General features: G+C 72.6%; 23 protein-coding genes, 1 tRNA gene and 2 pseudogenes. 11 read left to right on the forward strand and 15 right to left on the reverse strand.

Features of this window, described 5'->3' with window-relative positions; genetic code table 11:
• Positions 1-4: 4 nt before the first annotated feature.
• Positions 5-466 (reverse strand): MaoC family dehydratase, encoded by a 462-nt coding sequence (locus ACLGIH_RS27525; RefSeq protein ID WP_416527977.1) that lies wholly within the window; start codon positions 464-466, stop codon positions 5-7.
• Positions 467-562: 96 nt separating this feature from the next.
• Between ACLGIH_RS27525 and soxR the strand changes: the two genes are divergently transcribed.
• Positions 563-1078 carry a redox-sensitive transcriptional activator SoxR gene (gene soxR, locus ACLGIH_RS27530; protein ID WP_416527978.1) on the forward strand — a complete coding sequence of 172 codons (516 nt, stop codon included), beginning with the start codon at positions 563-565 and terminating at the stop codon, positions 1076-1078.
• Positions 1079-1257: 179 nt separating this feature from the next.
• On the opposite strand, the gene ACLGIH_RS27535 is transcribed toward soxR, so the two are convergent.
• Both ACLGIH_RS27535 and ACLGIH_RS27540 read right to left on the reverse strand, forming a co-directional pair.
• Positions 1258-2019: a 3-keto-5-aminohexanoate cleavage protein gene (locus ACLGIH_RS27535; protein ID WP_416529492.1), complete on the reverse strand. Its 762-nt coding sequence runs from the start codon at positions 2017-2019 to the stop codon at positions 1258-1260.
• 428 nt (positions 2020-2447) lie between these two features.
• Positions 2448-3053: a hypothetical protein gene (locus tag ACLGIH_RS27540; protein WP_416527979.1), complete on the reverse strand. Its 606-nt coding sequence runs from the start codon at positions 3051-3053 to the stop codon at positions 2448-2450.
• 409 nt (positions 3054-3462) lie between these two features.
• Here ACLGIH_RS27540 and ACLGIH_RS27545 point away from each other — a divergent pair, with 409 nt between their 5' ends.
• Together ACLGIH_RS27545 and ACLGIH_RS27550 are read left to right on the forward strand one after the other, a co-directional pair.
• Positions 3463-4005 (forward strand): hypothetical protein, encoded by a 543-nt coding sequence (locus ACLGIH_RS27545; protein WP_416527980.1) that lies wholly within the window; start codon positions 3463-3465, stop codon positions 4003-4005.
• A gap of 29 nt (positions 4006-4034) precedes the next feature.
• Positions 4035-4448 (forward strand): annotated as a pseudogene (locus ACLGIH_RS27550) (penicillin acylase family protein); the annotation flags it as partial.
• A 1-nt stretch (position 4449) separates the two neighbouring features.
• Here the strand turns inward: ACLGIH_RS27550 and ACLGIH_RS27555 are convergent.
• Complete coding sequence (locus ACLGIH_RS27555) at positions 4450-5688, reverse strand: exo-beta-N-acetylmuramidase NamZ family protein (RefSeq protein WP_416527981.1); 1239 nt, start codon at positions 5686-5688, stop codon at positions 4450-4452.
• A gap of 180 nt (positions 5689-5868) precedes the next feature.
• Here ACLGIH_RS27555 and ACLGIH_RS27560 point away from each other — a divergent pair, with 180 nt between their 5' ends.
• The 3 genes from ACLGIH_RS27560 to ACLGIH_RS27570 are packed head-to-tail and all read left to right on the forward strand — an operon-like array spanning position 5869 to position 8915.
• On the forward strand, positions 5869-6633 hold the full coding sequence (locus ACLGIH_RS27560) for an SDR family oxidoreductase (protein WP_416527982.1): 765 nt from the start codon (positions 5869-5871) through the stop codon (positions 6631-6633).
• Positions 6630-8288, forward strand: a complete 1659-nt coding sequence (locus ACLGIH_RS27565) for a class I adenylate-forming enzyme family protein (RefSeq protein ID WP_416527983.1) — start codon at positions 6630-6632, stop codon at positions 8286-8288. The genes ACLGIH_RS27560 and ACLGIH_RS27565 overlap by 4 nt, the downstream gene beginning before the upstream one ends.
• A 33-nt stretch (positions 8289-8321) precedes the next feature.
• On the forward strand, positions 8322-8915 hold the full coding sequence (locus tag ACLGIH_RS27570; protein ID WP_416527984.1) for a TetR/AcrR family transcriptional regulator: 594 nt from the start codon (positions 8322-8324) through the stop codon (positions 8913-8915).
• 46 nt (positions 8916-8961) lie between these two features.
• On the opposite strand, the gene ACLGIH_RS27575 is transcribed toward ACLGIH_RS27570, so the two are convergent.
• From ACLGIH_RS27575 to ACLGIH_RS27600, 6 genes and pseudogenes are all read right to left on the reverse strand, one after another.
• The gene (locus ACLGIH_RS27575) at positions 8962-10176 is read right to left on the reverse strand and encodes an acyl-CoA dehydrogenase (protein WP_416527985.1); all 1215 of its coding nucleotides are present in this window, start codon (positions 10174-10176) and stop codon (positions 8962-8964) included.
• 5 nt (positions 10177-10181) lie between these two features.
• Entirely contained in the window at positions 10182-11216 is a 1035-nt protein-coding gene (locus ACLGIH_RS27580) for a phosphotransferase family protein (RefSeq protein WP_416527986.1), read from the reverse strand.
• Positions 11217-11361: 145 nt separating this feature from the next.
• Positions 11362-11661, reverse strand: a complete 300-nt coding sequence (locus ACLGIH_RS27585; protein WP_416527987.1) for a hypothetical protein — start codon at positions 11659-11661, stop codon at positions 11362-11364.
• A gap of 96 nt (positions 11662-11757) precedes the next feature.
• Positions 11758-12072 carry a DUF202 domain-containing protein gene (locus tag ACLGIH_RS27590; RefSeq protein ID WP_416527988.1) on the reverse strand — a complete coding sequence of 105 codons (315 nt, stop codon included), beginning with the start codon at positions 12070-12072 and terminating at the stop codon, positions 11758-11760.
• Positions 12069-12461 (reverse strand): YidH family protein, encoded by a 393-nt coding sequence (locus ACLGIH_RS27595; RefSeq protein ID WP_416527989.1) that lies wholly within the window; start codon positions 12459-12461, stop codon positions 12069-12071. The genes ACLGIH_RS27590 and ACLGIH_RS27595 overlap by 4 nt, the downstream gene beginning before the upstream one ends.
• 192 nt (positions 12462-12653) lie before the next feature.
• Positions 12654-13157 (reverse strand): annotated as a pseudogene (locus ACLGIH_RS27600) (NUDIX hydrolase); the annotation flags it as partial.
• A 185-nt stretch (positions 13158-13342) separates the two neighbouring features.
• On the opposite strand from ACLGIH_RS27600, the gene ACLGIH_RS27605 reads away from it, so the two are divergent.
• On the forward strand, positions 13343-14293 hold the full coding sequence (locus ACLGIH_RS27605) for a hypothetical protein (protein WP_416529493.1): 951 nt from the start codon (positions 13343-13345) through the stop codon (positions 14291-14293).
• A gap of 40 nt (positions 14294-14333) precedes the next feature.
• Positions 14334-15878 carry an APC family permease gene (locus tag ACLGIH_RS27610; RefSeq protein ID WP_416527990.1) on the forward strand — a complete coding sequence of 515 codons (1545 nt, stop codon included), beginning with the start codon at positions 14334-14336 and terminating at the stop codon, positions 15876-15878.
• A 391-nt stretch (positions 15879-16269) separates the two neighbouring features.
• Here the strand turns inward: ACLGIH_RS27610 and ACLGIH_RS27615 are convergent, their stop codons facing one another.
• The 3 genes from ACLGIH_RS27615 to ACLGIH_RS27625 form a co-directional block, all read right to left on the reverse strand.
• Positions 16270-17349 (reverse strand): hypothetical protein, encoded by a 1080-nt coding sequence (locus ACLGIH_RS27615; RefSeq protein WP_416527991.1) that lies wholly within the window; start codon positions 17347-17349, stop codon positions 16270-16272.
• Positions 17350-17503: 154 nt separating this feature from the next.
• The gene (locus ACLGIH_RS27620; RefSeq protein WP_416527992.1) at positions 17504-18901 is read right to left on the reverse strand and encodes a GntP family permease; all 1398 of its coding nucleotides are present in this window, start codon (positions 18899-18901) and stop codon (positions 17504-17506) included.
• A gap of 99 nt (positions 18902-19000) precedes the next feature.
• Positions 19001-19528: a gluconokinase gene (locus ACLGIH_RS27625; RefSeq protein ID WP_416529494.1), complete on the reverse strand. Its 528-nt coding sequence runs from the start codon at positions 19526-19528 to the stop codon at positions 19001-19003.
• 137 nt (positions 19529-19665) lie between these two features.
• Here ACLGIH_RS27625 and ACLGIH_RS27630 point away from each other — a divergent pair, with 137 nt between their 5' ends.
• Positions 19666-20367: a FadR/GntR family transcriptional regulator gene (locus tag ACLGIH_RS27630; RefSeq protein ID WP_416527993.1), complete on the forward strand. Its 702-nt coding sequence runs from the start codon at positions 19666-19668 to the stop codon at positions 20365-20367.
• 3 nt (positions 20368-20370) lie between these two features.
• On the opposite strand, the gene ACLGIH_RS27635 is transcribed toward ACLGIH_RS27630, so the two are convergent.
• On the reverse strand, positions 20371-20745 hold the full coding sequence (locus tag ACLGIH_RS27635; RefSeq protein WP_416527994.1) for a YchJ family protein: 375 nt from the start codon (positions 20743-20745) through the stop codon (positions 20371-20373).
• Positions 20746-20814: 69 nt separating this feature from the next.
• A tRNA-Leu gene (locus ACLGIH_RS27640) sits at positions 20815-20902 on the reverse strand.
• Positions 20903-21087: 185 nt separating this feature from the next.
• On the opposite strand from ACLGIH_RS27640, the gene ACLGIH_RS27645 reads away from it, so the two are divergent.
• Entirely contained in the window at positions 21088-22413 is a 1326-nt protein-coding gene (locus ACLGIH_RS27645) for a M20/M25/M40 family metallo-hydrolase (RefSeq protein WP_416527995.1), read from the forward strand.
• A gap of 147 nt (positions 22414-22560) precedes the next feature.
• Positions 22561-22794, forward strand: a complete 234-nt coding sequence (gene chpH, locus ACLGIH_RS27650; protein ID WP_416527996.1) for a chaplin ChpH — start codon at positions 22561-22563, stop codon at positions 22792-22794.
• Positions 22795-22913 lie beyond the last annotated feature (119 nt).

The following is a 22913-nucleotide window of genomic DNA, read 5'->3' on the forward strand; positions in this document are numbered from 1 at the left end:
CCGCTCAGAGGTAGTAGCGCGAAACGGACTCCGCCACGCACACCGGCTTGTCGCCGCCCTCGCGCTCCACGGTGAAGGCGAGGCTCACCTGAACGCCGCCCTTGACGTCCTCGACGCCGGTGATCGTCGCGGTGGCGCGCAGGCGCGAGCCGACCGGGACGGGGGCGGGGAAACGCACCTTGTTGGTGCCGTAGTTGACGCCCATCCGCACGCCCTCGACCCGGATCAGCTGCGGTCCGAAGAGCGGAAGCAGCGACAGGGTGAGATAGCCGTGCGCGATGGTGCCGCCGAACGGCCCCCGGGCGGCCTTCTCCGGGTCCACGTGGATCCACTGGTGATCGCCGGTCGCGTCCGCGAACAGGTCGATGCGCTTCTGATCGATCTCCAGCCAGTCGGTGTACCCCAACTGCTCGCCCGTCGCCGCCTTCAGGTCGTCGACGGAGGTGAAGCTCCTCGGCTCTGCCATGTCCCGGCCTCCAATCTAAGCGACTGCTTAGCATGGTCGGTCGGGAGTCACATGTCAACGGACCACCGGGGCGGGCGGGTGGGTAGGGTTGCCGGAGTGCCCCAGATTCCAGAGAAGATCCACGAGCTCACGGTCGGCCAGCTCGCCGCGCGCAGCGGGGCCGCCGTCTCCGCCCTGCACTTCTACGAGTCCAAGGGACTGATCACCAGCCGTCGCACCGCGGGCAACCAGCGCCGCTTCAGCCGTGACGCGCTGCGCCGGGTCGCCTTCGTCCGGGCCGCGCAGCGCGTCGGCATCCCGCTGGCCACGATCCGCGAGGCGCTGGAACAGCTGCCTGAGGAGCGCACCCCGACCCGGGACGACTGGGCCCGGCTCTCCGAGGCCTGGCGCTCCGAACTGGACGAGCGCATCAAGCAGCTGAGCCGGCTGCGCGACCACCTCACCGACTGCATCGGCTGCGGCTGTCTGTCCCTGGACACCTGCGTGCTGTCCAACCCGGACGACCAGTTCGGGGAAACCCTCGCCGGTTCCCGTCTGATGGCGGAACGCCCGGGTCGGGCGGGTGCCCCGCGCCGTGCCGCGCGGGAGCCGGGGGCGCGGCGCCGCGACTGAACCCGGCGGGCGCCGGGCCCGGGCCCCGGGGCGGATCGGCGTACCGCGCCCCGGGGGGTCGCCCCGGCCCGCCGGGAGGCCGGGTGCCGGTTTGCCCGGGCCGGCCCGCGCAGCTCCCCGCGTCCCGGGGCAGGGGCCGGCACCCGGGCGATGTCCGGGGAGCCGTCAGCCCCTTCGGCTCAGCCTCTGCGGCTCAGTATCTTCGGCTCCCCCTCGCCGTCCTGCCGGGCGGACGTCCACTGGGCCAGGCCCGCCGTGACCAACTCGGCGTTCGACGCCGCCCGTCGGCCGTCCGGCAGGCGCGGGGTGTCCTCCAGGCCGATGCGGGTCGCCAGACCCAGCCGGCCGGCCAGCCGGAGAACCGGCCAGGCGCCCCCGTCCTCACCGTGCAGCAATATGGGTCGCCCGTGCGCCGCGCCGAGGTCGGACAACAGGGCGCGCGCCGACTCCGGTGCCGTCGCCGCGTCGGTGTCCGTGACCTCCGCGAGCACCCGCAGCACCCTCGGCCCGAGCCGGGAGCGGGCGAACCGCAAGGCCCCGTCCGTCCCCGACCACAGGCCCGCCTCCACGCCCACGCCCCGCTCGAGCAGCGCGGCGGCCAGCTCCTCCGCGCCCGGCTCGTGCCAGTTCACCGAGGCGTGGTCCGGCAGCACGGTCCAGCTCCGCACGCGCTCGACGCGGGCCGCCGGATCCGGTTCCGCCCAGGCGCCCGTGGTCACGCCGACCGGCACCCGCACCCGCGCCCGGATCGCCTCCAGCGTCGCCGCGAGCACACGGGGCGACAACGTGTCGTGCCCGCACGGGGTCTTGGGGTGGACATGAACGTCCGTCGCCCCGGCCGCCACCGCCGCGGCCGCCGAGTCGGCCATCGACTCCGGCGAGAGCGGCACCATCGCGCCGTCGGCGGCCCCGCGGGTCCCGTTCAGACACACCTGCACCATGCCCATGCCCATGCCCATGCGCCGATGGTGCCGGACGCCACTGACAACGGGCTTGCGCCGGCCGTGACTCCGGAGGCCGACGCAAGGCCCCTCGGCGTCCGGCCCGCCCGCTGACAGCCGGTCCACCGGGCCCCTGGGGCAGCTGGCCCACCGGCCCTCTGTGACAGCCGATCCGGCGGACCTGCGGGGCAGCCGATCTGGCGGACTGCGTGGCACCGGCGGACCTGCCTGGCAGCCGATCCGGTAAAGCCCTGTCGCACCCGGTCCGCCGGATGACGCACCCGGTCCGCCGCGCCCCACACCCGGAGCCGCTCGCCGGGCCCATCGCGCCGGATCCCTCCACCGCCCGGCCGCAGGCCGCAGCGCACCCGTTCACCCCGGCGTGCCGGTGGCCGTCGTCTTCGCGCCACCGACCCGCCGGACGGGTCCTACGCCGACGCCAGCAGCAGCCGCCCGCGGCGGGTGACCGCCAGGGCCTCGGGGGTCAGCACCGGACGCGGCACCAGGATGCCGCAGTCGGTGCACACCGGGCCCGCCGAAGGCTCGTGGTCCAGTCCGTACCTCCACACCAGCCGCTCACTCGTGCACACCGGGCAGGCCGATCCCGGCTCCCGCTCCAGCGCGGCGATCAGCCGGCGCAGCACCTCGGCCAGCGGCTCACGGGGATGAAGCCGCGGGTCGTCGCACCACGCCACACCGAAACCGCCCCAGGTCAGCCGGTGCCAGTCATCGACACTCCCCGGCCTGCGCAGCCCGTCGTGCTTCTCCTTCCTGCGCCGTTCGGCGAACTCGACCTCGTAGGCCAGCCACACCGAGCGCGCCTCCTCCAGCTCGTCCAGTGCGGCCACGAGCCGCGCCGGATCCGGTGACCTGTCCTCCGGTCCGAACCCCCAGCGGGAGCACAGATGGTCCCAGGTCGCCCTGTGCCCGTAAGGGGCGAACCGCTCAAGGCACTTGCGCAGCGAGTAGCGCCGCAGCGCCAGGTCGCACCGTGGATCTCGCACCTGTCTTGCCAGACTTCGGAAACCGGCCATCGCCCTACACCTCCGTCACACCTGCACCTGTAGTCCGGTCACTTCGGCGTCGCTGTACGGGCGTCGTACGGACGTCGCCGAGTAGACGTACGGACAGGCGAATCGGCTCCATCCGATTTCCGATGGCCCCCATAACCGGTTTCTCTGACATGTCGCCTGCCCATCGCCGTGTCCGTGTCGTCGCCGGTCGTGCTGCCTACTCCGAAAAGTGACGCATGTTCATCTTCGATCCGGGGATACCGGCGGTAACGTCCGGGCCCGTTCCTCGTCGGGAGGAGCCGCCATGCCACGGCGCACCCCACGTGCCGCCCTCATCGGACTGAGAACTCCCCGCGGAATCCACGGGTTCCTGAAGTCCGCAACGCTATGCGCCCTCATTGCCGGACTTTTGTCACCGTTTTCCCCGGCGGTGGCGGCCGACGCCCCCGTCGGCACTGTGCGGTCCGCCGCCGCAGCGGCCGAAGACCGCTGCGGCGGCCGGTGTTCCGACATCCTGCCGCCCGGTCAGAACGGCCACGCCACCCACGCCCAGATCCTGCTCCACCGGTCCTTCGGTACCCGGCCCCCGCACGCCGACGACCAGCTCGGCCCCTACGCGCGACTCGCCACGGGTCACCAGTCGCTCACCGACGACACGATCAACACCTTCTTCAACGACGCCTCGTTCGGCGTCCCCGCCGACCAGGCCGCCTCCACCCTCCGGCCCGCCGGACGCGGCCGGTTGACCCCGTTCGCGGGCGGCGCCCCCGCCAACCAAGGCCTGGAACAGCAGTTCTGGCGCAACGCGCCGTACACCGAGGCCGAACTCCAGGCACAGATCGACGGCGCGGTCGCCGGGCCGGCGAACGCGGCGAGCCGGCCCGGGCCGACGTGCACGCCCACGTCGACGGGATCAACGCCTGCATCGACGCCTCGGACCGCGGCCGCCACTTCCCCGGCGAGTACGTCCTGACCGGCCACAAGGGCGCCGTCACCAACGCCGGCACGATCGAGTACACCGCCTTCACCCGCAACCTCCCCGTCGACGAGTCCCCGTCCGCCGCCCACGGCCCGACCGGCGGGCACGCCGGAAGCGCCTTCCCGTACGGATGGTGGAGCCATGTCGACAAGGACATACGTTCGGTTTTCGGTGAGCGGGTCAGAGGGCCGCTCGCGCGCGTACTGCGGCGGCGGCGACCTCGCCGCCTGCCGGGACACCCTGATCGGCACGCTGAAGGAGGCGGCCGGCCGGACCGCCGCGCAGACCTGTCCGGGGGACGAGCACTGCGCGGCGGGCGACCAGTGGTGCGCCGACTCGATCGTCCACCGGGTCCTGGGCGGCATCGAGCACGGCGGCACCGGCTGGCAGAACCGGCCGACCTACCAGCAGGTCGTGCGTTCACCTCACACCGGTAGGTCACCGGTAGAGCAGGTACTGGCGGCGGGTCCGGCGGAACGCCGCCAGTTCCTCCTGCCAGCCGGCCACCACCTCGTCGGTGTCCGCGCCCGCGTCGATCATCGTGCGCACCTGTGCGGAGCCGGTCAGCTTGTCGATCCAGTTGTCGGGCCGCCAGGCGAATCCGTCCCAGACCCGCCTGGCGGTCACCAGCAGCCCGATCCCGGTGCGCACCGGGTCGAACGCCTCCCGGTCGTGCACATGGAGCTGCACACCCCCGACGGTCTTCCCCTGGAACTTGGAGAACGTCGGCGCGAAGTACGCCTCCCGCAAACGCACCCCGGGCAGGCGCAGTTCGTTCGCCGCGGCGGCCCAGCGGCCGTCGATCCCCTCCGCGCCCAGCAGTTCGAACGGGCGGGTGGTGCCGCGCCCCTCGGACAGGTTCGTGCCCTCGAACAGACACGTCCCGGAGTACACCAGAGCGGTCTCGGGCGTCGGCATGTTCGGGCTCGGCGGCACCCAGGGCAGCCCGGAGGCGTCGTAGAACTCCGACCGCTTCCAGCCGCTCATCCGTACCGTCTCCAGCGGCACCGGCGAGGACAGGAACTCGCCGTTGAACAGCCGCGCCAGTTCCGCGACCGTCATGCCGTGCGCCTGGGCGACGGGCTGCCGTCCGACGAAGGTCGCGAACTCCTTGTGCAGGACCGGCCCCAGCGCCGCCCGCCCGGTCACCGGGTTCGGCCGGTCGAGGACCACGAACCGCCTGCCGGCCAGCCGGGCGGCCTCCATGCAGTCGAACAGGGTCCAGATGTACGTGTAGAAGCGCGCGCCCACGTCCTGGATGTCGAAGACGACGGTGTCCACACCGGACGCCGCGAAGATGTCCGCGAGCGGCTGCCCGCTCTTGAGGTAGGTGTCGTAGACGGGCAGCCCGGTGGCAGGGTCGTCGTAGCGGCCCTCGGAGCCGCCGGCCTGCGCGGTGCCCCGGAAGCCGTGCTCCGGCCCGAAGACGGCGATCAGGTCCACGCGGTCGTCGGCGTGCATCACGTCCACGATGTGGCGCACGTCCCGGGTGATGCCGGTCGGGTTGGTCACCACGCCCACCCGCTGTCCGTCGAGCGGCGCGTAACCGTCGGCCACCAGTTGCTCGAAGCCGGTGCGCATGCGGCGACCGCCGCCCGAGGGGGCCGCATGAGCCGTGCCGGTGGTGGCCGCCACCGCGGCCGAGGTGGCGAGCAGGGTCCGTCTGGACAGCGTCATGCGGTGACCTCCGTGATCGCGGCGGGTGTCATGCGCACGCACGCTAGCGCGCGCCCGGGCCGTACGGAACGAGGCGAACCGCGGCGCCCTCTTCCGCTGTACATACCGACTGGTTAGTCTGACGTGGCAACAGGGCCGGAGCCGACGTTCGTCGGGGCCAGGACGCGACGAAGGAGACCGATGGTGGAAGCCGTGCAGGACGCGGGAGTCGTCGTCACCGGGGCGGGCGGCGGCATCGGGGCCGCGCTGGCCCGCCGCTTCGCCACCGAGGGCGCCCGGGTCGTCGTCAACGACCTCGACGCCGAGCGCGCGAAGGCCGTCGCCGACGAGATCGGCGGCATCGCCGTCCCCGGCGACGCCTCCGCGGTCGTCGCCGAGGCCCGCGACGCGCTCGGCGGCACCGTCGACGTCTACTGCGCCAACGCGGGCGTCGCCAGCGGCGGCACGGAAGCCTCCGAGGAGGCGGTCTGGGCGCTCGCCTGGGACGTCAACGTGATGGCCCACGTCCGGGCGGCCCACGAACTGCTCCCGGACTGGCTGGAGCGCGGCGGCGGCCGGTTCGTCTCGACGGTCTCGGCGGCCGGGCTGCTCACCATGATCGGCGCCGCCCCCTACAGCGTCACCAAGCACGGCGCCTACGCCTTCGCCGAGTGGCTGTCGCTCACGTACCGCCACCGGGGCGTCAAGGTGCACGCCATCTGCCCGCAGGGCGTGCGCACCGACATGCTGACCGCCAGCGGCAGCGCCGGCGATCTGGTGCTCCGGCCCACCGCGATCGAGCCCGAGGAAGTGGCCGACGCGCTGTTCAAGGGCATGGAGGAGGACCGCTTCCTGATCCTGCCGCACCCGGAGGTCGCCGAGTACTACCAGGCGCGGGCCGCCGAGCCCGACCGCTGGCTGGCCGGGATGAACCGCCTCCAGCGGCAGTGGGAGGCGAACCGGTGACCGGGCCGCGCTACGCGGACAAGCCCTGGCTGGACCTGCTGACCGACGTCCAGAAGGCCCCGGCCGCCCCGGACGCCTCCCTGGTGCACGCCCTGCGCCGGTCCGTCGCCGAGGCCCCCGACCGCACCTTCCTCGCCTACTTCGACGGCCGCCTGAGCTACCGCGAGGTGGACGAGCTGAGCGACTCCGTCGCCGGGCACCTCGCCGCGCGCGGACTTCGGCGCGGCGACCGGGTCGCCGTCCTGCTGCAGAACTCCCCGCACTTCGTGCTCGCGGTGCTGGGCGCCTGGAAGGCGGGCGGCATCGTCGTCCCCGTCAACCCCATGTACAAGGCGGGGGAGGTCGGCCACGTCCTGCGGGACGGCGGGGTGGCCGCGCTGATCTGCTCCGACCGGGCCTGGGAGTCGTACCTCGGCGAGACGGCCGCCGACTCGCCGGTGCGGATCGTGCTGACCGGCTGTGAGCTGGACTTCCAGACGCGCGGGGACGCCCGCGTGCTGGCCTTCGAGCGGCGGCCCGGGACCACCGACGACCTGGCGGAGGCGGCCCGGGCCGGCCACAAGGCCCCGGAGGGCCGCGACCCGGCCCCGGACGACATCGCGCTGATCAGCTATACCTCGGGCACCAGCGGCACCCCCAAGGGCGCCACCAACACCCACCGCAACATCATGTACAACGCCGAACGGCAGCGCACCGGCCTCGGGCTGCCCGAGGCGCCGGTCTACTTCGCCCTGGCGCCGCTGTTCCACATCACCGGGATGGTCTGCGAGTTCGGCGCCTGCCTGAACAGCACGGGCACGCTCGTCCTGGCCTACCGCTTCGAGGCGGGCGTCGTCCTCGACGCGTTCGCCGAACACCGGCCGCACTACACCGTCGGCCCCTCCACCGCCTTCATGGCGCTGGCCGCGCACCCGTCGGTCACCCGCGAGCACTTCGCCTCCTTCGTGAACATCTCCTCCGGCGGCGCCCCGCTGCCGCCCGCCCTGGTGGAGAAGTTCCGGGCGGGCTTCGGGCCGTACATCCGCAACGGCTACGGCCTCACCGAGTGCACCGCCCCCTGCGCCTCCGTCCCGCCGCACCTGGAGGCACCCGTCGACCCGGCCTCGGGGACGCTCGCGGTGGGCGTGCCCGGCCCGGAGACGGTCGTACGGATCGTCGACGACGAGGGCACGGAGGTGCCCTTCGGCGAGCAGGGCGAGATCGTCGTCGACGGGCCGCAGGTCGTGCCCGGCTACTGGCGCCGCCCGGACGCCACCGCCGAGACCTTCCCCGGCGGCGAGCTGCGCACCGGCGACATCGGCTTCATGGACCCGCAGGGCTGGCTGTACGTCGTCGACCGCAAGAAGGACATGATCAACGCGTCCGGCTTCAAGGTCTGGCCGCGCGAGGTCGAGGACGTGCTCTACACCCATCCGGCGGTGCGCGAGGCCGCCGTCGTGGGGGTGCCCGACGGCTACCGCGGGGAGACCGTCAAGGCGTACATCAGCCTCCGTCCGGGCGCCGAGACCGACCCCGAGGCACTCGCCGCGTACTGCAGGGAGAGACTGGCCGCCTACAAATATCCGCGCCGGGTGGAGATCCTGCCCGACTTGCCGAAGACCGCGAGTGGGAAGATCCTCCGTCGGGAACTGCGTTCCCGCATCCACCAGGACTAGCAGCGACACGGAACGGAAAGGCAGGTGGCGGCAGTGCCCCAGAAGACGGACGGGGACGGCACACCGGTGCCGCAGCGGCTCCTGGCGGCCGCCACCCGGCTCTTCGCCGAGCAGGGCTACGACCGCACCTCGGTGCAGGAGATCGTCGAGGCGGCCGGCGTCACCAAGGGAGCGCTGTACCACTACTTCGGCTCCAAGGACGACCTCCTGCACGAGGTCTACGCGCGCGTGCTGCGCGTCCAGCAGGAGCGCCTGGACGCCTTCGCGGGCGCCGACGCGCCGGTGGAGAAGCGGGTCCGCGACGCCGCGGCCGACGTCGTCGTCACGACGATCGAGAACCTCGACGACGCGTCGATCTTCTTCCGCTCCATGCACCATCTGAGCCCGGAGAAGAACAAGCAGGTGCGCGCGGAGCGCCGGCGCTACCACGAGCGCTTCCGCGCGCTCATCGAGGAGGGCCAGCGCACCGGCGTCTTCTCCACCGCCACACCGGCCGACCTGGTGGTGGACTACCACTTCGGCTCCGTCCACCACCTGTCCACCTGGTATCGCCCCGACGGCCCGCTCAGCCCGCAGGAGGTCGCCGACCACCTCGCCGACCTGCTGCTGCGGTCGCTGCGCCCGTGAGGTGACCGGCGAGTGCCGCGCCCCCACCGAGGAGGCGCGGCTTTCGTCAGAGGTACTTCTTCAGCTCCCGGCGGGCCAGCGACCGCTGGTGCACCTCGTCCGGCCCGTCGGCGATCATGAGGGTGCGGGCGCCGGCGTAGAGCTCGGCCAGGGGGAAGTCCTGGCTGACGCCGCCCGCGCCGTGCAGCTGGATCGCCTTGTCGAGGATGTCGACCACCGCGCGCGGGGTGGCGATCTTGATCGCCTGGATCTCCGTGTGGGCGCCCCGGTTGCCGACGGTGTCCATCAGCCAGGCCGTCTTCAGCACCAGCAGCCGCAGTTGCTCCACGGTGACCCGGGCGTCCGCGATCCAGTTGTGCACCACGCCCTGCTGGGCGAGGGCCTTGCCGAACGCCGTACGGGACACGGCACGCCGGCACATCAGCTCGATGGCCCGCTCGGCCATGCCGATCAGCCGCATGCAGTGGTGGATACGGCCCGGGCCCAGGCGGGCCTGCGCGATGGCGAAGCCGCCGCCCTCCTCGCCGATGAGGTTGGCGGCCGGCACCCGCACCTCGTCGAAGGTCACCTCGGCGTGACCGCCGTGGTAGTGGTCCTCGTAGCCGAACACCCGCATCGCCCGCTCGACGGTCACGCCCGGGGTGTCGCGGGGGACCAGCACCATGGACTGCTGGCGCCGGATGTCCTCGCCGTCCGGGTCCGTCTTGCCCATCACGATGAAGATCCGGCAGTCCGGGTTCATCGCCCCGGAGATGTACCACTTGCGGCCGGTGACGACGTACTCGTCGCCGTCCCGCCGGATGTGCGTGGTGATGTTCGTGGCGTCGGAGGAGGCCACGTCCGGCTCGGTCATCGCGAACGCCGAGCGGATCTCACCGGCCAGCAGCGGCTGGAGCCACTGCTTCTTCTGCGCCTCGTCGCCGAACTGGGCGAGGACCTCCATGTTCCCGGTGTCGGGCGCGGCGCAGTTCGTCGCCGTCGGGGCCAGCTGCGGGCTGCGGCCGGTGATCTCGGCAAGCGGGGCGTACTGGAGGTTGGTGAGGCCGGCGCCGTGCTCGGCATCGGGCAGGAAGAGGTTCCACAGGCCCTGGCGGCGGGCCTCGGCCTTCAGGTCCTCCACCACCTGCGGGGTGTCCCACGGGGAGGCCAGGCGCTCGCGCTGCTCGTGCGCGACCTGCTCGGCGGGGTAGACGTATTCGTCCATGAAGGCGAGCAGCCTGGCGCGCAGCTCCTCGGTGCGTGCGTCGAACGCGAAGTCCATGCCGATCAGCCCTCCTGAAGGCCCGTGTGCAGTGTCGTCAGACCGTGCTCGATGAAGACCGGGACGAGGTCGCCGATGCGGTCGAAGCCGCGGCCGACGGTCTGGCCCAGGGTGTAGCGGTAGTGGATGCCCTCCAGGATCACGGCGAGCTTGAACCACGCGAACGCCGTGTACCAGGAGACCGCGGAGACGTCGCGCCCCGAGCGCGCGGCGTAGCGTTCGATCAGCTCGGCCGGGGCGGGATGGCCGGGCGCCTGGGCGGTGGTGGAGACGGGGGACTCCGGCATCTCCAGCGGCTGGCTGTACATCACCAGCAGGCCGAGGTCGGTGAGCGGGTCGCCGAGCGTGGACATCTCCCAGTCGAGGATCGCCCTGATCCGGTCGTCGTCGCCGATCAGGACGTTGTCCAGCCGGTAGTCGCCGTGCACGACGGCCGGGGCGGGGGAGCCGGGCAGCTCCCGGCCGAGCGCGGCGTGCAGCTCGTCGATGCCGGCCAGGTCGCGGTTGCGGGAGGCGTCCAGCTGCTTGCCCCAGCGGCGCAGCTGGCGGTCGAGGAAGCCCTCGGGGCGCCCGAAGTCCGCCAGGCCGACCTCGGCCGGGTCCACCGCGTGCAGCTCGACCAGGGTGTCCACCAGGTTCAGCACGGCGCCCCGGGTGCGCTCGGGGCCCAGCGGGGCGAGCTGGTCGGCGGTGCGGTACGGGGTGCCCTCGACGAACTCCATGACGTAGAAGGGAGCGCCGAGCACCTCCTCGTCCTCGCACAGCAGCTCCGTGCGCGGCACGGGTACGCCGGTGGGGTGCAGGGCGCTGATCACCCGGTGCTCGCGCTTCATGTCGTGCGCGGTGGCCAGGACGTGGCCGAGCGGCGGGCGGCGCACGACCCACTCGAGGGTGCCGTCGGAGACCGCGTAGGTGAGGTTCGACCGTCCGCCTTCGATCAGCCGGCCGGTCAGCGGGCCGTTCACCAGGCCGGGCCGCTCACGGTCGAGCAGGCCGCGCAGCCGATCGAGATCGAGACCGGGCGGGTGGTCGGGGCTCATCGTCGCTCCTGGAGGCAGGTGATCGGTACCCGCCTATGATGCCGACCAGTCGGTATGCCGTCCAGTGCGGGTGCGGAACGTGTTCTGCGCCACGCGGAAAGGGCAGCCCTCTGCGCGGATGGCGGAGAGCTGCCCGACGGTGCGTTCAGTGGTCGTCCCAGTGGCCTTCGTGGGCGGCGTGCCGGTGGCCGTCGTGCAGGTAGTCGACGTGGTCGCCGTGCTGCACGCGCGCGTGCCCGCAGTCCTGGCCGTGCTGGTGGCCGTGGCCTTCGTGCGGGGCGTGGGCGGAGGGCTCGCACTCGTCCCAGTGGCCGTCGTGCTCGCGGTGCAGATGGCCGTCGTGGGCGTAGTCGGTGTGGTCGCCGTGCCGCACGCGCGTGTGGCCGCAGTCCGGCGCGTGGATGTGCGTGTGGTCGGTGTGTTCCTGATGCGGGGTCGTGGTCATGGTGCTCACCTTCGGGGACATTCCGCTGGTGCGCCGTCCGGGTACCCGACTGGAGGGGTGGGCCCACCAGGCCGGGTGGCCTGTCCGCGAGCGGCTCTAGAGGAGCACGAGGGCCGCTCCGGCCGCGGCCGTCGCCACCGTGCACAGGGCCGCCGCGGTGACCGGCCCGGGCGTGAGCGCCGGTGGCCTGGACGTCGTGGAGAGGTCCCGGATGCGGCGGTGCGCGATGCCGAGGAGGACGGCCCAGAGGGCACAGCACAGGGCGCCGGTGACGAGGGTCGCGGGGGAGGCGCCGCCGTGCAGCGCGGTCTTCGCCGCGAGTACGGCGGCGACGGCGCCGGCGAGGGTGGTGCGGCGCCAGGCGAGGCGGGTGCGTTCGGGCTGGAGGCCCGGGTCGCGGTCGGGGGTCATCCTGCCCAGCCGAGGAGGACGACGAGGATCATGGCGACGGCCACGACCGCGACCACCACGCTGAGGAGGGCCGGGAAGCGGGAGACGGGCAGGTCGTCGCCGCGGCGCATGGCACGCTCGCAGCGGATCCAGTGGTTCACGGCGCGCAGGGAGCACAGGACGCCGGCCCCGAGGAGCGCGAGCGCGAGACCGACGCGCCAGCCCCAGCGCAGGTCGGGGAGGAACTGGTCCACGGCGAAGCCGCCGCCGATCAGGGCGAGGGCGGTGCGCAGCCAGGCGAGGAAGGTGCGCTCGTTCGCGAGGGAGAAACGGTAGTCGGGAGTGCCGCCCTCCTGCCGGACTTCCTGGGGTGCGAACCAGAGCCGGACGCTTCTAGCGAATTCGATCACACGGAAACACTATCGGGGGCGTACCGGGGGCCGAGGCAGCCCCGCAGTACCTCGGCTCTCGCTACCTCGGCTCTCGCTACCTCGGCTCTCGCTACCTCGGCTCTCGCTACCTCGGCTCTCGCTACGTCGGCTCTCGCTACCTCGGCTCTCTTCGCCTCGGTTCTCGGCACCCCGGCCCTCGCCGCCCCCGCCCCGCAGCCGCTCGTACGCCGCCAGGCCGTCCGGCACCCACTCCCAGTCCGCCAGCCGCCGCTCGACCTCCCCCTCCGTCAGGAAGGCGTACCACTCCACCTCCTCGACCTGCGGCCGCACCGGGCCCTCGCACCGCACCTCGTACACCGCCGACCACCACGACCGCCCGGCGCCGTCGTCGTACAGGAACTTGAAGAGGAAGCGAGGCAGCGGCAGGCCCGTCACCCCGAGTTCCTCCTCCGCCTCCCGCAGCGCCGCGTCGTCGTAGGACTCGCCCGCGCCCACCACCCCGCCGACGAACATGTCGTACAGGGAGGGAAAGACCAGCTTGTCCGGCGTGCGGCGGTGGACGAAGACCCGTCCCCGCGCGTCCCGGGCCCGGACGAACACGCACCGGTGGCGCAGCCCTTTCGCGTACACCTCGCCGCGCGGTGCCCGGCCGACCACACGGTCCCGCTCGTCGACGATGTCGAGGATCTCCTCAGAAGGGTTCACGGACCCCATCCAAGCAGGACCGCACCGCCCGCCCGGCCCGGTCCCGCAAGTGGCCGTGCGGATACGCCAGTTGACGCGTGTAACGCGTCGGCGGCCCTTGACGTCGAGCCTTGGCTCCCGGTTTGCTGTGCGTGATCCGTTCATGGCAATCAGCGACCGACGGCCAGCCGCGTCGCATGAAGGATGTTCCCGCGGTGCCCCCACCTCCGCCTCCCTTCGGCCGCGCCCGCAGACGCGCGGGCCAGACCTTCGACGAGGCCCTCGACGACGCCGCACTCGTCTCCGCCCGCACCGACCTCGCCCAGGGCAGGTGGCAGACCGCCCGGTCGCTGCTGGTGCACACGGGCGACGACTGGGACCGCCGCGGACACCGGATCACCGTCCTCGCCCACGAGCCCTACTGCACCGCCTGGGCCCGCGAGTGGCTGCTCGCCGAGCCCGAGTCCGCCGACGCCTCCGTCCTGCTGGCCCTCGCCCTGGTCCGGCGCGCCCTGCGCGGCAAGGAGAAGCCCGGGCCGGTCGGACAGGCCTGCCGGGACGCCGCCGAACGGGTCCCGGGTGACCCCACCCCCTGGCTCGGGCTGCTGATGCTGGAGCGGGCGCTGGGGACGGAGGACGAGGCCGAGCGGGCCTTCGAGGCCGTCCGCGCACGCCACCCCGACCACCATCACGCCCACCACCTGATGGTCGCCCGGCTCGCCGAGCGCCGAGCCGACATCGGCCCCGACCCGCTGCACGAGGTCTACGACTTCGCCGGCTGGGCCGCCGAACAGGCCCCCGCGGACTCCCCGCTGGCCATCCTGCCGGTCGTCGCCCATGCCGAGCGCTACCGCGTGCTCGCTGCTGCCGGGCACGAACCCCCCGACCCCCGCGCCTCCGGCCACTGGGCCGGCCGGCGGGCCCGGCTGGTGCTGAAGGCGGCCTTCGACTGGTGGCTGGAGTGGGAGCAGGACGGCCACCCCCGCCGTCTGATCGACCTCAACTTCCTCGCCCACGCCAAGTACTGCGAGGGCCGCGGCGCCGAGACCGCCGCCCTGTTCCTGCGCATCGGCGAGCACATGACGCCCGTTCCGTGGTCCTACCCGGACCGCGATCCGTACCCCGCCTTCCGTGCCGCCCGCGCCAGTGCGCTCGGTACGCCCTGACCCCGCACCCCCGAATCCCGACGAAGGACGGTCCTTTCCGATGAGCACGGGCAGTTCGCGCACGAGACGCCCCCCGGCCGACGGCGGCATCAGCACGTTCAAGGGCGAGGAGCGCGCGCTGCGCGCCGACCGTCTCGGCACCGGGGGGCTGCTGCTCTCCGTCCTCGCCGCCACCGCCCCGCTCATGGTGGTCGCCGGGGTCATGCCCACCACCTTCGCGGTCATGGGCATCGTCGGGCAGCCGCTGCTCTTCGTCGTCCTGGGCGTCGTGCTGGTCCTGTTCAGCATCGGGTACGCCGAGATGAGCCGGCACGTGCACAACGCGGGCGCGTTCTACGCCTATATCTCCCGCGGGCTCGGCGGCACCGCGGGAGCGGGCGCCGCCCTCGTCGCGCTCGTCGCCTACAACTCCCTCCAGGTCGGCATCTACGGCATCTTCGGCTTCGAGGTCTCCGGACTCCTCGCCACCTACGCCGGCCTGGAGGTCGCCTGGTGGATCCCGGCGCTGCTCGCGGTGATCGCCGTCGGCACACTGGGCTGGCTGAAGATCGACGTCAACGCGCGCGTGCTGGGCGTCCTGCTGCTCATCGAGGTCGTCCTCGTCGTGGTGTTCGACATCGCCGCCGTCGCCGACCCGGGGGCGCAGGGTCTGTCGCTGCACGCCTTCAACCCCGACACGCTGACCGGGGCCGGTGTCGGGACCGCGCTGTGCTTCTGCATCGCCGCCTTCCTCGGCTTCGAGCAGGCGCCCGTCTACGCCGAGGAGACCAGCCGGCCGCACGTCCTGGTGCCCCGGGTGATGTTCCTCGCCGTCGCCGGTGTCGCCGTCTTCTTCGCGATCAGCAGCTGGGCGCTGACCGTCGCCACCGGGCCCGGCGAGATCGTCGGTACGGCCCAGGAGCACAGCGCCGGACTGCTGTTCTCCCTCACCGAGTCACGGCTCGGCGGCACCTTCACCGACGTGCTGCACGTGCTGTTCGTGACCGGGATGTTCGCCGCCCTGCTCAGCTTCCACAACGTCGTCGCCCGGTACGCCTTCGCGATGGGCCGCGAAGGGCTGCTGCCCGCCGCCTTCGGGCGGACGAGCGGGAGCAGCGGCGCTCCCGGCACGGGCTCGCTGCTCCAGACCACCGTGTCGGCGGTCGTCGTCATCGGCTTCGCCATCGCCGACGACAAGCCCGCCGGCGACCCCACCGAGCCCGTCCTGCACCTGTTCACCTGGGGCGGCAACATCGGTGCCCTCGGCGTGATCGTCCTGATGGCCGCGGCCTCGTTCTCCGTGGTCGCCTTCTTCGTGCGGCGCGGCGCCGCCGGTGCCCAGGGCCCGCGGCTGGTGACGTCCGCGCTGGCCGGACTGGCCCTGCTGGGGATCGCCGGATACACCGTCAGGGACTTCGACGTCCTGGTGGGTACGGGTCCGGACTCGGCGCTGAGCTGGATGCTGCCCGGCATCATCGGCCTGGCCGCCGTCGCCGGCCTGGTGCAGGGAGCGGTCCTGCGCGCCCGGGCGCCGGAGCGGCACGCCCGCATCGGGCTCGGCAACGAGGCGTTCCAGCTGGAGAAGGCCGCGGAGAAGACCACCTGAGACGCGTCCGCGAAGTCCCGTCGTCCGCCCGCAGGGCGGGCCCCGCGGCCTCCGGCGCGTGCGACGCGAGGCGCCGGAGGCCGCGGCGCGGAGCCACCGGGACCGTTCGGCGACGCGGCCGGGGCTCCTTCATGCCGTTCGGACAGGGGCGGAGTGCGTGCCAGGCGTCGCGGGGCAGGGGGACCTCGCGGACAGGACCCGGGCGGGGGCGGCGGCCGCCCGGCACCGGCCTCGGCGTTCCGCCGCGGTCACGCCCGCGCGGCCCCGCCCCCGCTCCGCCTCCGTCCCGCACCCCCGAGGCACATCGGCCCGGCGCCGGCCGCCCGGAGCACCACAGCGGTACAGCCACCTGTTTCCAGTGGGCGGCAGGGCGCGGGCGCGGCGAGCGCCCTCACTCCGGCGGGGCCGACTCCACGGGAGGCGTCGGCGAGGGCTCGTCCGACGCGGGTACGGCGGCGATCGTGAAGGCGTCCTGCAGGACCGCCTCCGAACCGCCGTACCGGACGCGTACCTCCACCGGCGTCGCCGGGTCCGCCGGCACGGCCGGCACCGCGACGGAGAGGACCAGCCGGTCACCCGCCTCCGACAGCGCCGTGAGCGGGCCCTCGACGTCCACCCCGCCGACGGACACGCCGCCGTGCCGCAGGAGTTCCGCGTGGTCGGCGAAGGTGCCGCGCAGCTCGACCGCGACGAACTCGCCCGGGCGGGCGGCTCCGTCCTCGCCCGCGTCCACCGCGGCGATCCCGTAGTCGCACGCGGCGGCCTCACCTTCGGGTGCCGCGGGGAGCCGTACGGTCGCCGTGGGATGCAGCCGGTGGAACTCCAGCAGGCCGCCCAGTACGGCGTACGCGGCCCGGCCCTTGCAGGTGGCGGCCCGTCCCGCGAGCGCCGTGTGCTCCCGCGTCGCCTCCTCCCAGCTGCCGCTCTTGCCCTGCACCGCCAGACAGGCGTGGGCCAGGGCGCGCAGCACCCGCCACTCGTCGGTCTCCGGCTCCGCGGGGATCGTGCGCAGCGCCTCCGCGCACCGGTCCGGCGTGCGCAGGCGGTCGTAGACGCTGTGCGGATCGGGGACCCCGTCGGCGTCCGGCGAGTCGGGGCCGGGCGGCAGCCAGGCGGGCACGGTGAGGACGGGGGCGGTCGTGGTGGTGGCGCTCGGGCTCTCGGCGCGCGGAGCCGGGGCGGGGGCGCTCGGTGACACCGGGGCCGGGGCCGGTGTCACCACCGGTGGCGCGGGGCCGCCCATCGGTCCGCCGATGCCGTCCGCCGGCCAGGAGGGGGCGCTGCCCGGTGAGGCGGCCACGGCGTCGGGAGCGCCGCCCCGGCCGCCGCTCGACAGGCCGCCCGCCGCACTCATGCCCCCACCGCCGTCCGGGCGCGCGCCCTGTTCCACGGCCGCGCAGGAGGCCGCGACCACCGCCACCGCCCCCGCCACGAACAACCCCGTGACCCGTTCCCCGAACGAAATCCCCATCCCCGTGCCGCCCCCGGTGTTCGACTCCGGCCTCGCGCCGAAGGGTCCCATCATCACAACGGCGTACCCCGCCGGGGAAGTCGCCCCCGGCGGGGTACGCCGTCGTCGTGCCGCGTGGGCCGTCGCCGTATCGCTGAATCGACGAGGACGATCGCTAGATCACCAGGGACAACAGCAGCACCAGCGCCCCCGCGACCACCGAGATGATCGTCTCCATCACGGACCAGGTCTTGATGGTCTGCCCGACGTCCAGGCCGAAGTACTCCTTCACCAGCCAGAACCCCGCGTCGTTGACGTGGCTGAAGAACAGTGAGCCGGCGCCGATCGCCAGGACCAGCAGGGCGGCGTGCGTCGTCGACATGTCGGCCGCCAGCGGAGCCACCAGACCGGCCGCGGACACCGTGGCCACGGTCGCCGAACCCGTCGCCAGCCGGATCGCCACCGCGATCAGCCAGGCCAGCAGCAGCGCCGGGATCGACCAGTCCTCGGTGATCTCCAGGATCATCCGGCCCACGCCCACGTCGATCAGCGTCTGCTTGAAGCCCCCGCCCGCGCCGACGATCAGCAGGATGCCCGCGATCGGCGCGAGGCCCTTCTCGACCAGGCCCGAGACGCGCTCCTTGCTGAACCCGGCGGGGCGCAGCAGCGTGAAGATGCCCACGAGCACGGCGGCCAGCAGGGCGATGAGCGGGGAGCCGACCACGTCGAAGACCCGCTGCACCAGGGCCTCGGGGTCGTCGACGACGATCTCGACCAGCGCCTTGGCGAGCATCAGCACGACCGGCAGCAGCACCGTGATCAGGGTGGCGCCGAAGCCCGGACGCCGCTCCAGCTGCTCGGAGGCGCGCTGCGGAATCATGCGGTCGGGCGCAGGGACGTCCACCCAGCGGGCGGCGTACCTGGAGAACAGCGGCCCGGCGATGACCACGGTCGGGACGGCGACCAGCACACCCAGCGCCAGGGTCACGCCCAGGTTGGCGCCGAGCGCGTCGATCGCGACCAACGGGCCGGGGTGCGGCGGGACCAGACCGTGCATCACGGACAGACCGGCCAGTGCCGGGACGCCGATGCGCATGAGCGAGTAGTTGCCGCGCTTGGCGACCATCAGCACGACCGGGATCAGCAGCACGATGCCGACCTCGAAGAACAGCGGCAGACCGATGACGGAGGCGATGAGCACCATCGCCCACGGCATCGACCGGCCGCCGGCCCTGGCGAGGATCGTGTCGACGATCTGGTCCGCACCGCCGGAGTCGGCGAGCATCTTGCCGAGGATCGCCCCGAGGGCGATCAGTACGCCGACGCCGGCGACGGTGGAACCGAGGCCGGTGCTGAAGCTGGTGATGACCTCGTCCAGCGGCGCCCCGGCGAACGCGCCGAGCGCCAGCGACCCGATGGTCAGCGCCAGAAAGGCGTGCAGCTTGAACTTGGTGATGAGCAGGACGATGACGGCGATACCCGACAGCACGGCGATGCCGAGCTGGGCATGGCCGGCCGAGGTGATCGGCTCGACGGCGTCCGCTGCCAGCATCTCGACGCTGAGTCTGGTCACGGTGATGGATTCCCTTGCGATGACGGGGAGGCGGGGGAAAGGACGGGGCCGCGCGCGCCCGGGGGGCGGCGGCACGGCCCCGTCGAGGTGGGGGCGGGGTTACGGGGTCGGCCCGGACAGTGCCTTCAAGGCGTCCACGGCCCGTTCGGCGATCTCCTCGGGGCTGCCGGCGACGTCCACCGCGACCCCCGCCTCGTCCGGCTGGAGCGGCTGGAGCGTGGCGAACTGGGAGTCGAGCAGGGCCGTCGGCATGAAGTGCCCCTGCCGGTGCGACATCCGTTCCTCGATCAGCTCGCGGCTGCCGGTGAGGTGCACGAAGACGACCTCGGGAGCGGCGGCCCGCAGCCGGTCGCGGTACGACCGCTTCAGCGCCGAGCAGCTCACCACCCCGCCGAGCCCCGCCCGCCCGCGCGCCCAGGCGCCGATGGCGTCCAGCCACGGCATGCGGTCCTCGTCGGTGAGCGGGGTGCCGGCCGTCATCCTGTCGATGTTGGCCGGCGGGTGGAAGTCGTCGCCCTCGGCGTAGAGAACGCCGAGCCGGGCCGCGAGCAGGGCACCGATGGTGGTCTTGCCGGTGCCCGACACGCCCATGACCACGACGACACGGGGGGTGCGCAGTTGCTGCATCGTGCTCTCGCTGTCTGCTGTCTTCGTCGACACGTGATGTCGACGTAACTGAAACCCATTAGGTACGACTAATTCAAGAGTCTGTGACATATAAGTCTGACTTTTTGCTCCGGTGATCCGCCCCGTACGCTGAGTGCATGAGCACAACCGGCCGGGGGCTGCACGGCCGCGTACTGGACGCCCTCGGCCCCGCCATCACCGCGGGCGAGTACCCAGCGGGCAGCGTCCTGCGCACCGACGAACTGGCGCAGCGTTTCGACGTGTCGCGCTCCGTGATGCGCGAGGCCGTCCGGGTGCTGGAGTCCATGCACCTGGTCGCGTCCCGCCGCCGCGTCGGTGTGACCGTCCTGCCCGAGCGCGAGTGGAACGTCTACGACCCGCAGGTCATCCGCTGGCGGCTGGCCGGCGCCGACCGTCCGCGCCAGCTGCGCTCCCTCACCGTGCTGCGCTCCGCGGTGGAACCGGTGGCCGCGGGCCTGGCCGCGCAGCACGCCACGTCCGAGCAGTGCGCGGAACTGACCGAGTGCGCGCTGGGCATGGTCGCCAACTCACGCGGTCACAGGCTGGAGCGGTACCTCTTCCACGACGTGGCCTTCCACCGCTTGATCCTCACCGCCTCCGGCAACGAGATGTTCGCCCGCCTCGGCGACGTCGTGGCGGAGGTCCTCACCGGACGCACGCAGCACGACGTGATGTTCCCCGACCCCGACCCGGCGGCCGTCACCCTGCACGTCCAGGTCGCGGAGGCGGTGCGGGAGCGCGACGCCGAACGGGCGGAGCGGCTCACCCGCGAGATCACGGTCGGGGCGCTCCAGGAGCTGGACGTCCTGGCGCCGTAGCGGTCAGTCCAGGAACTCCCCGTCCACGTACACCCACGCGCCGTCGATGCGCTCGAACCGGCTGCGCTCGTGCAGCGAACCGCCCCGGTAGGACGCCCGGAAGGTCACGGTCCCGGTGGAGTGGAAGGCGGACCCGTCGGCCGCGCCCAGGATCTCCAGCCCGGTCCACCGCGTCCGCGGGTCGAGATCGAGCCGCGCCGGACGCGTCCGCGGGTGCCAGGTGCGTAGCAGATACGGCGCGTCCCCGCGGACGAAAGCGCTGTAGCGCGACCGCATCAGCGCCTCGGCGGTCGGGGCCGCCGCGGTGCCCGCGTGGTAGCGGCCGCAGCACTCGTCGTACGCCTCGGGCAGCCCGCACGGGCAGGAACGCGTGGTCATACCGGCCATTGTGCCCGGTCGGCCGGGCACCCGGAAAACAACAAGACCCCTGCTCAGCAGGGGTCTGTGTGGTGTCCGAGGGGGGACTTGAACCCCCACGCCCGATAAAGGGCACTAGCACCTCAAGCTAGCGCGTCTGCCATTCCGCCACCCGGACCAGGTGTCTGCAGTGCGGGGTGTTCCCGCGGCGACGACGTAAACATTACCAGGCTTTCCCGGGTGCCCGATCACCCCCCTCCCCGCCGTGAACGGCGTGTGACGGGCCGGGTCCGGTCTTGGGCGGCACCGGCGTCGGGTGGAGGATGAGGGGGACCCACCAGCAGTGACAGCGGGAGGAAGCACGTGAGCGAGACGGGCACGACCAGGAGCGTCACCGGCGAGGACGAGGTCGTGGACCTCTGCCGCGAGCTGATCCGGATCGACACCAGCAACTACGGCGACCACTCGGGTCCGGGCGAGCGCAAGGCGGCGGAGTACGTCGCCGAGAAGCTCGCCGAGGTGGGACTCGAACCGCAGATCTTCGAATCGCACCAGGGGCGCGCCTCCACGGTGGCCCGGATCGAGGGCGAGGACCCGTCCCGCCCGGCACTGCTCATCCACGGCCACACCGACGTCGTCCCCGCCAACGCGGACGACTGGACCCACCACCCCTTCTCCGGCGAGATCGCCGACGGGTGCGTGTGGGGCCGCGGCGCCGTCGACATGAAGGACATGGACGCGATGACGCTGGCGGTCGTCCGCGACCGGCTGCGCAGCGGCCGCAAGCCGCCCCGCGACATCGTGCTGGCGTTCCTCGCGGACGAGGAGGCCGGCGGCACGTACGGCGCCAAGTACCTGGTGCGCAAGCACCCGGAGCTGTTCGAGGGCGTCACCGAGGGGATCGGCGAGGTCGGCGGCTTCTCCTTCACCGTCAACGAGAAGCTGCGGCTCTACCTCGTCGAGACCGCCGAGAAGGGCATGCACTGGATGCGGCTCACCGTGGACGGCACGGCCGGCCACGGTTCGATGACCAACACCGACAACGCCATCACCGAACTGTGCGAGGCGGTCGCCCGGCTGGGCCGGCACACCTGGCCGGTCCGGGTCACCAAGACCGTACGGGCCTTCCTGGACGAGCTGTCCGACGCGCTCGGCACCGAACTCGACCCCGAGAACATGGAGGAGACGCTCGCCAAGCTCGGCGGCATCGCCCGCATGATCGGCACCACGCTGCGCAACTCGGCGGCGCCGACGATGCTCGGCGCCGGCTACAAGGTCAACGTCATCCCGGGCCAGGCCACCGCGCACGTCGACGGCCGCTTCCTGCCCGGCTACGAGGAGGAGTTCCTCGCCGACCTCGACCGCATCCTCGGCCCGCGCGTCAAGCGCGAGGACGTGCACGCCGACAAGGCGCTGGAGACCGACTTCGACGGCCGGCTCGTCGACGCCATGCAGACCGCCCTGCGCGCCGAGGACCCGATCGCGCGGGCGGTGCCGTACATGCTCTCCGGCGGCACCGACGCCAAGTCCTTCGACGACCTGGGCATCCGCTGCTTCGGCTTCGCCCCGCTGAAGCTGCCCCCGGGGCTGGACTTCGCGGGCATGTTCCACGGCGTCGACGAGCGGGTGCCGGTGGAGGGCCTGAAGTTCGGCGTGCGCGTGCTGGACCGGTTCATCGACGCCTCCTGAGGCCGGTGTGCGGCCGGTATTCGGCCGCCTGTGCGGTACTGACCCAGGAAGGGTGAATGCGACCATAAGCTCGTAGCTCCATTACTCCCTCCTCGTTACAGCTCATGTGATCCGCACATTGGATCGCTTTGCCTACAAGGAGGAATAATGATCAAGAGGGTCGTCGCTGCTGCCGCCGCCACCGGTGGGCTGGTTCTCGCGGGCGCGGGCATGGCCGTGGCCGACTCGGGTGCCCAGGGTGCCGCCGTGCACTCCCCGGGTGTCCTGTCCGGCAACGTCGTTCAGGTGCCCGTGCACGTTCCGGTGAACGTCTGCGGCAACACGGTCAACGTGATCGGTCTGCTGAACCCCGCCTTCGGCAACACCTGCATCAACAAGTGACGTTGAGCCTCGCCCGATGAGGGCCTGAGCCCGTCGGCCCCGGAGCGCGCGCCATGCGCTCCGGGGCCGACCGGCCTTTGGAATCTTTCGAGAATGTCGGCACAAGGTCGAAGGCAGGT

Origin of the sequence: Streptomyces hamibioticus, from assembly GCF_047946815.1 — a bacterium.
Classification (GTDB): Bacteria; Actinomycetota; Actinomycetes; order Streptomycetales; family Streptomycetaceae; genus Streptomyces.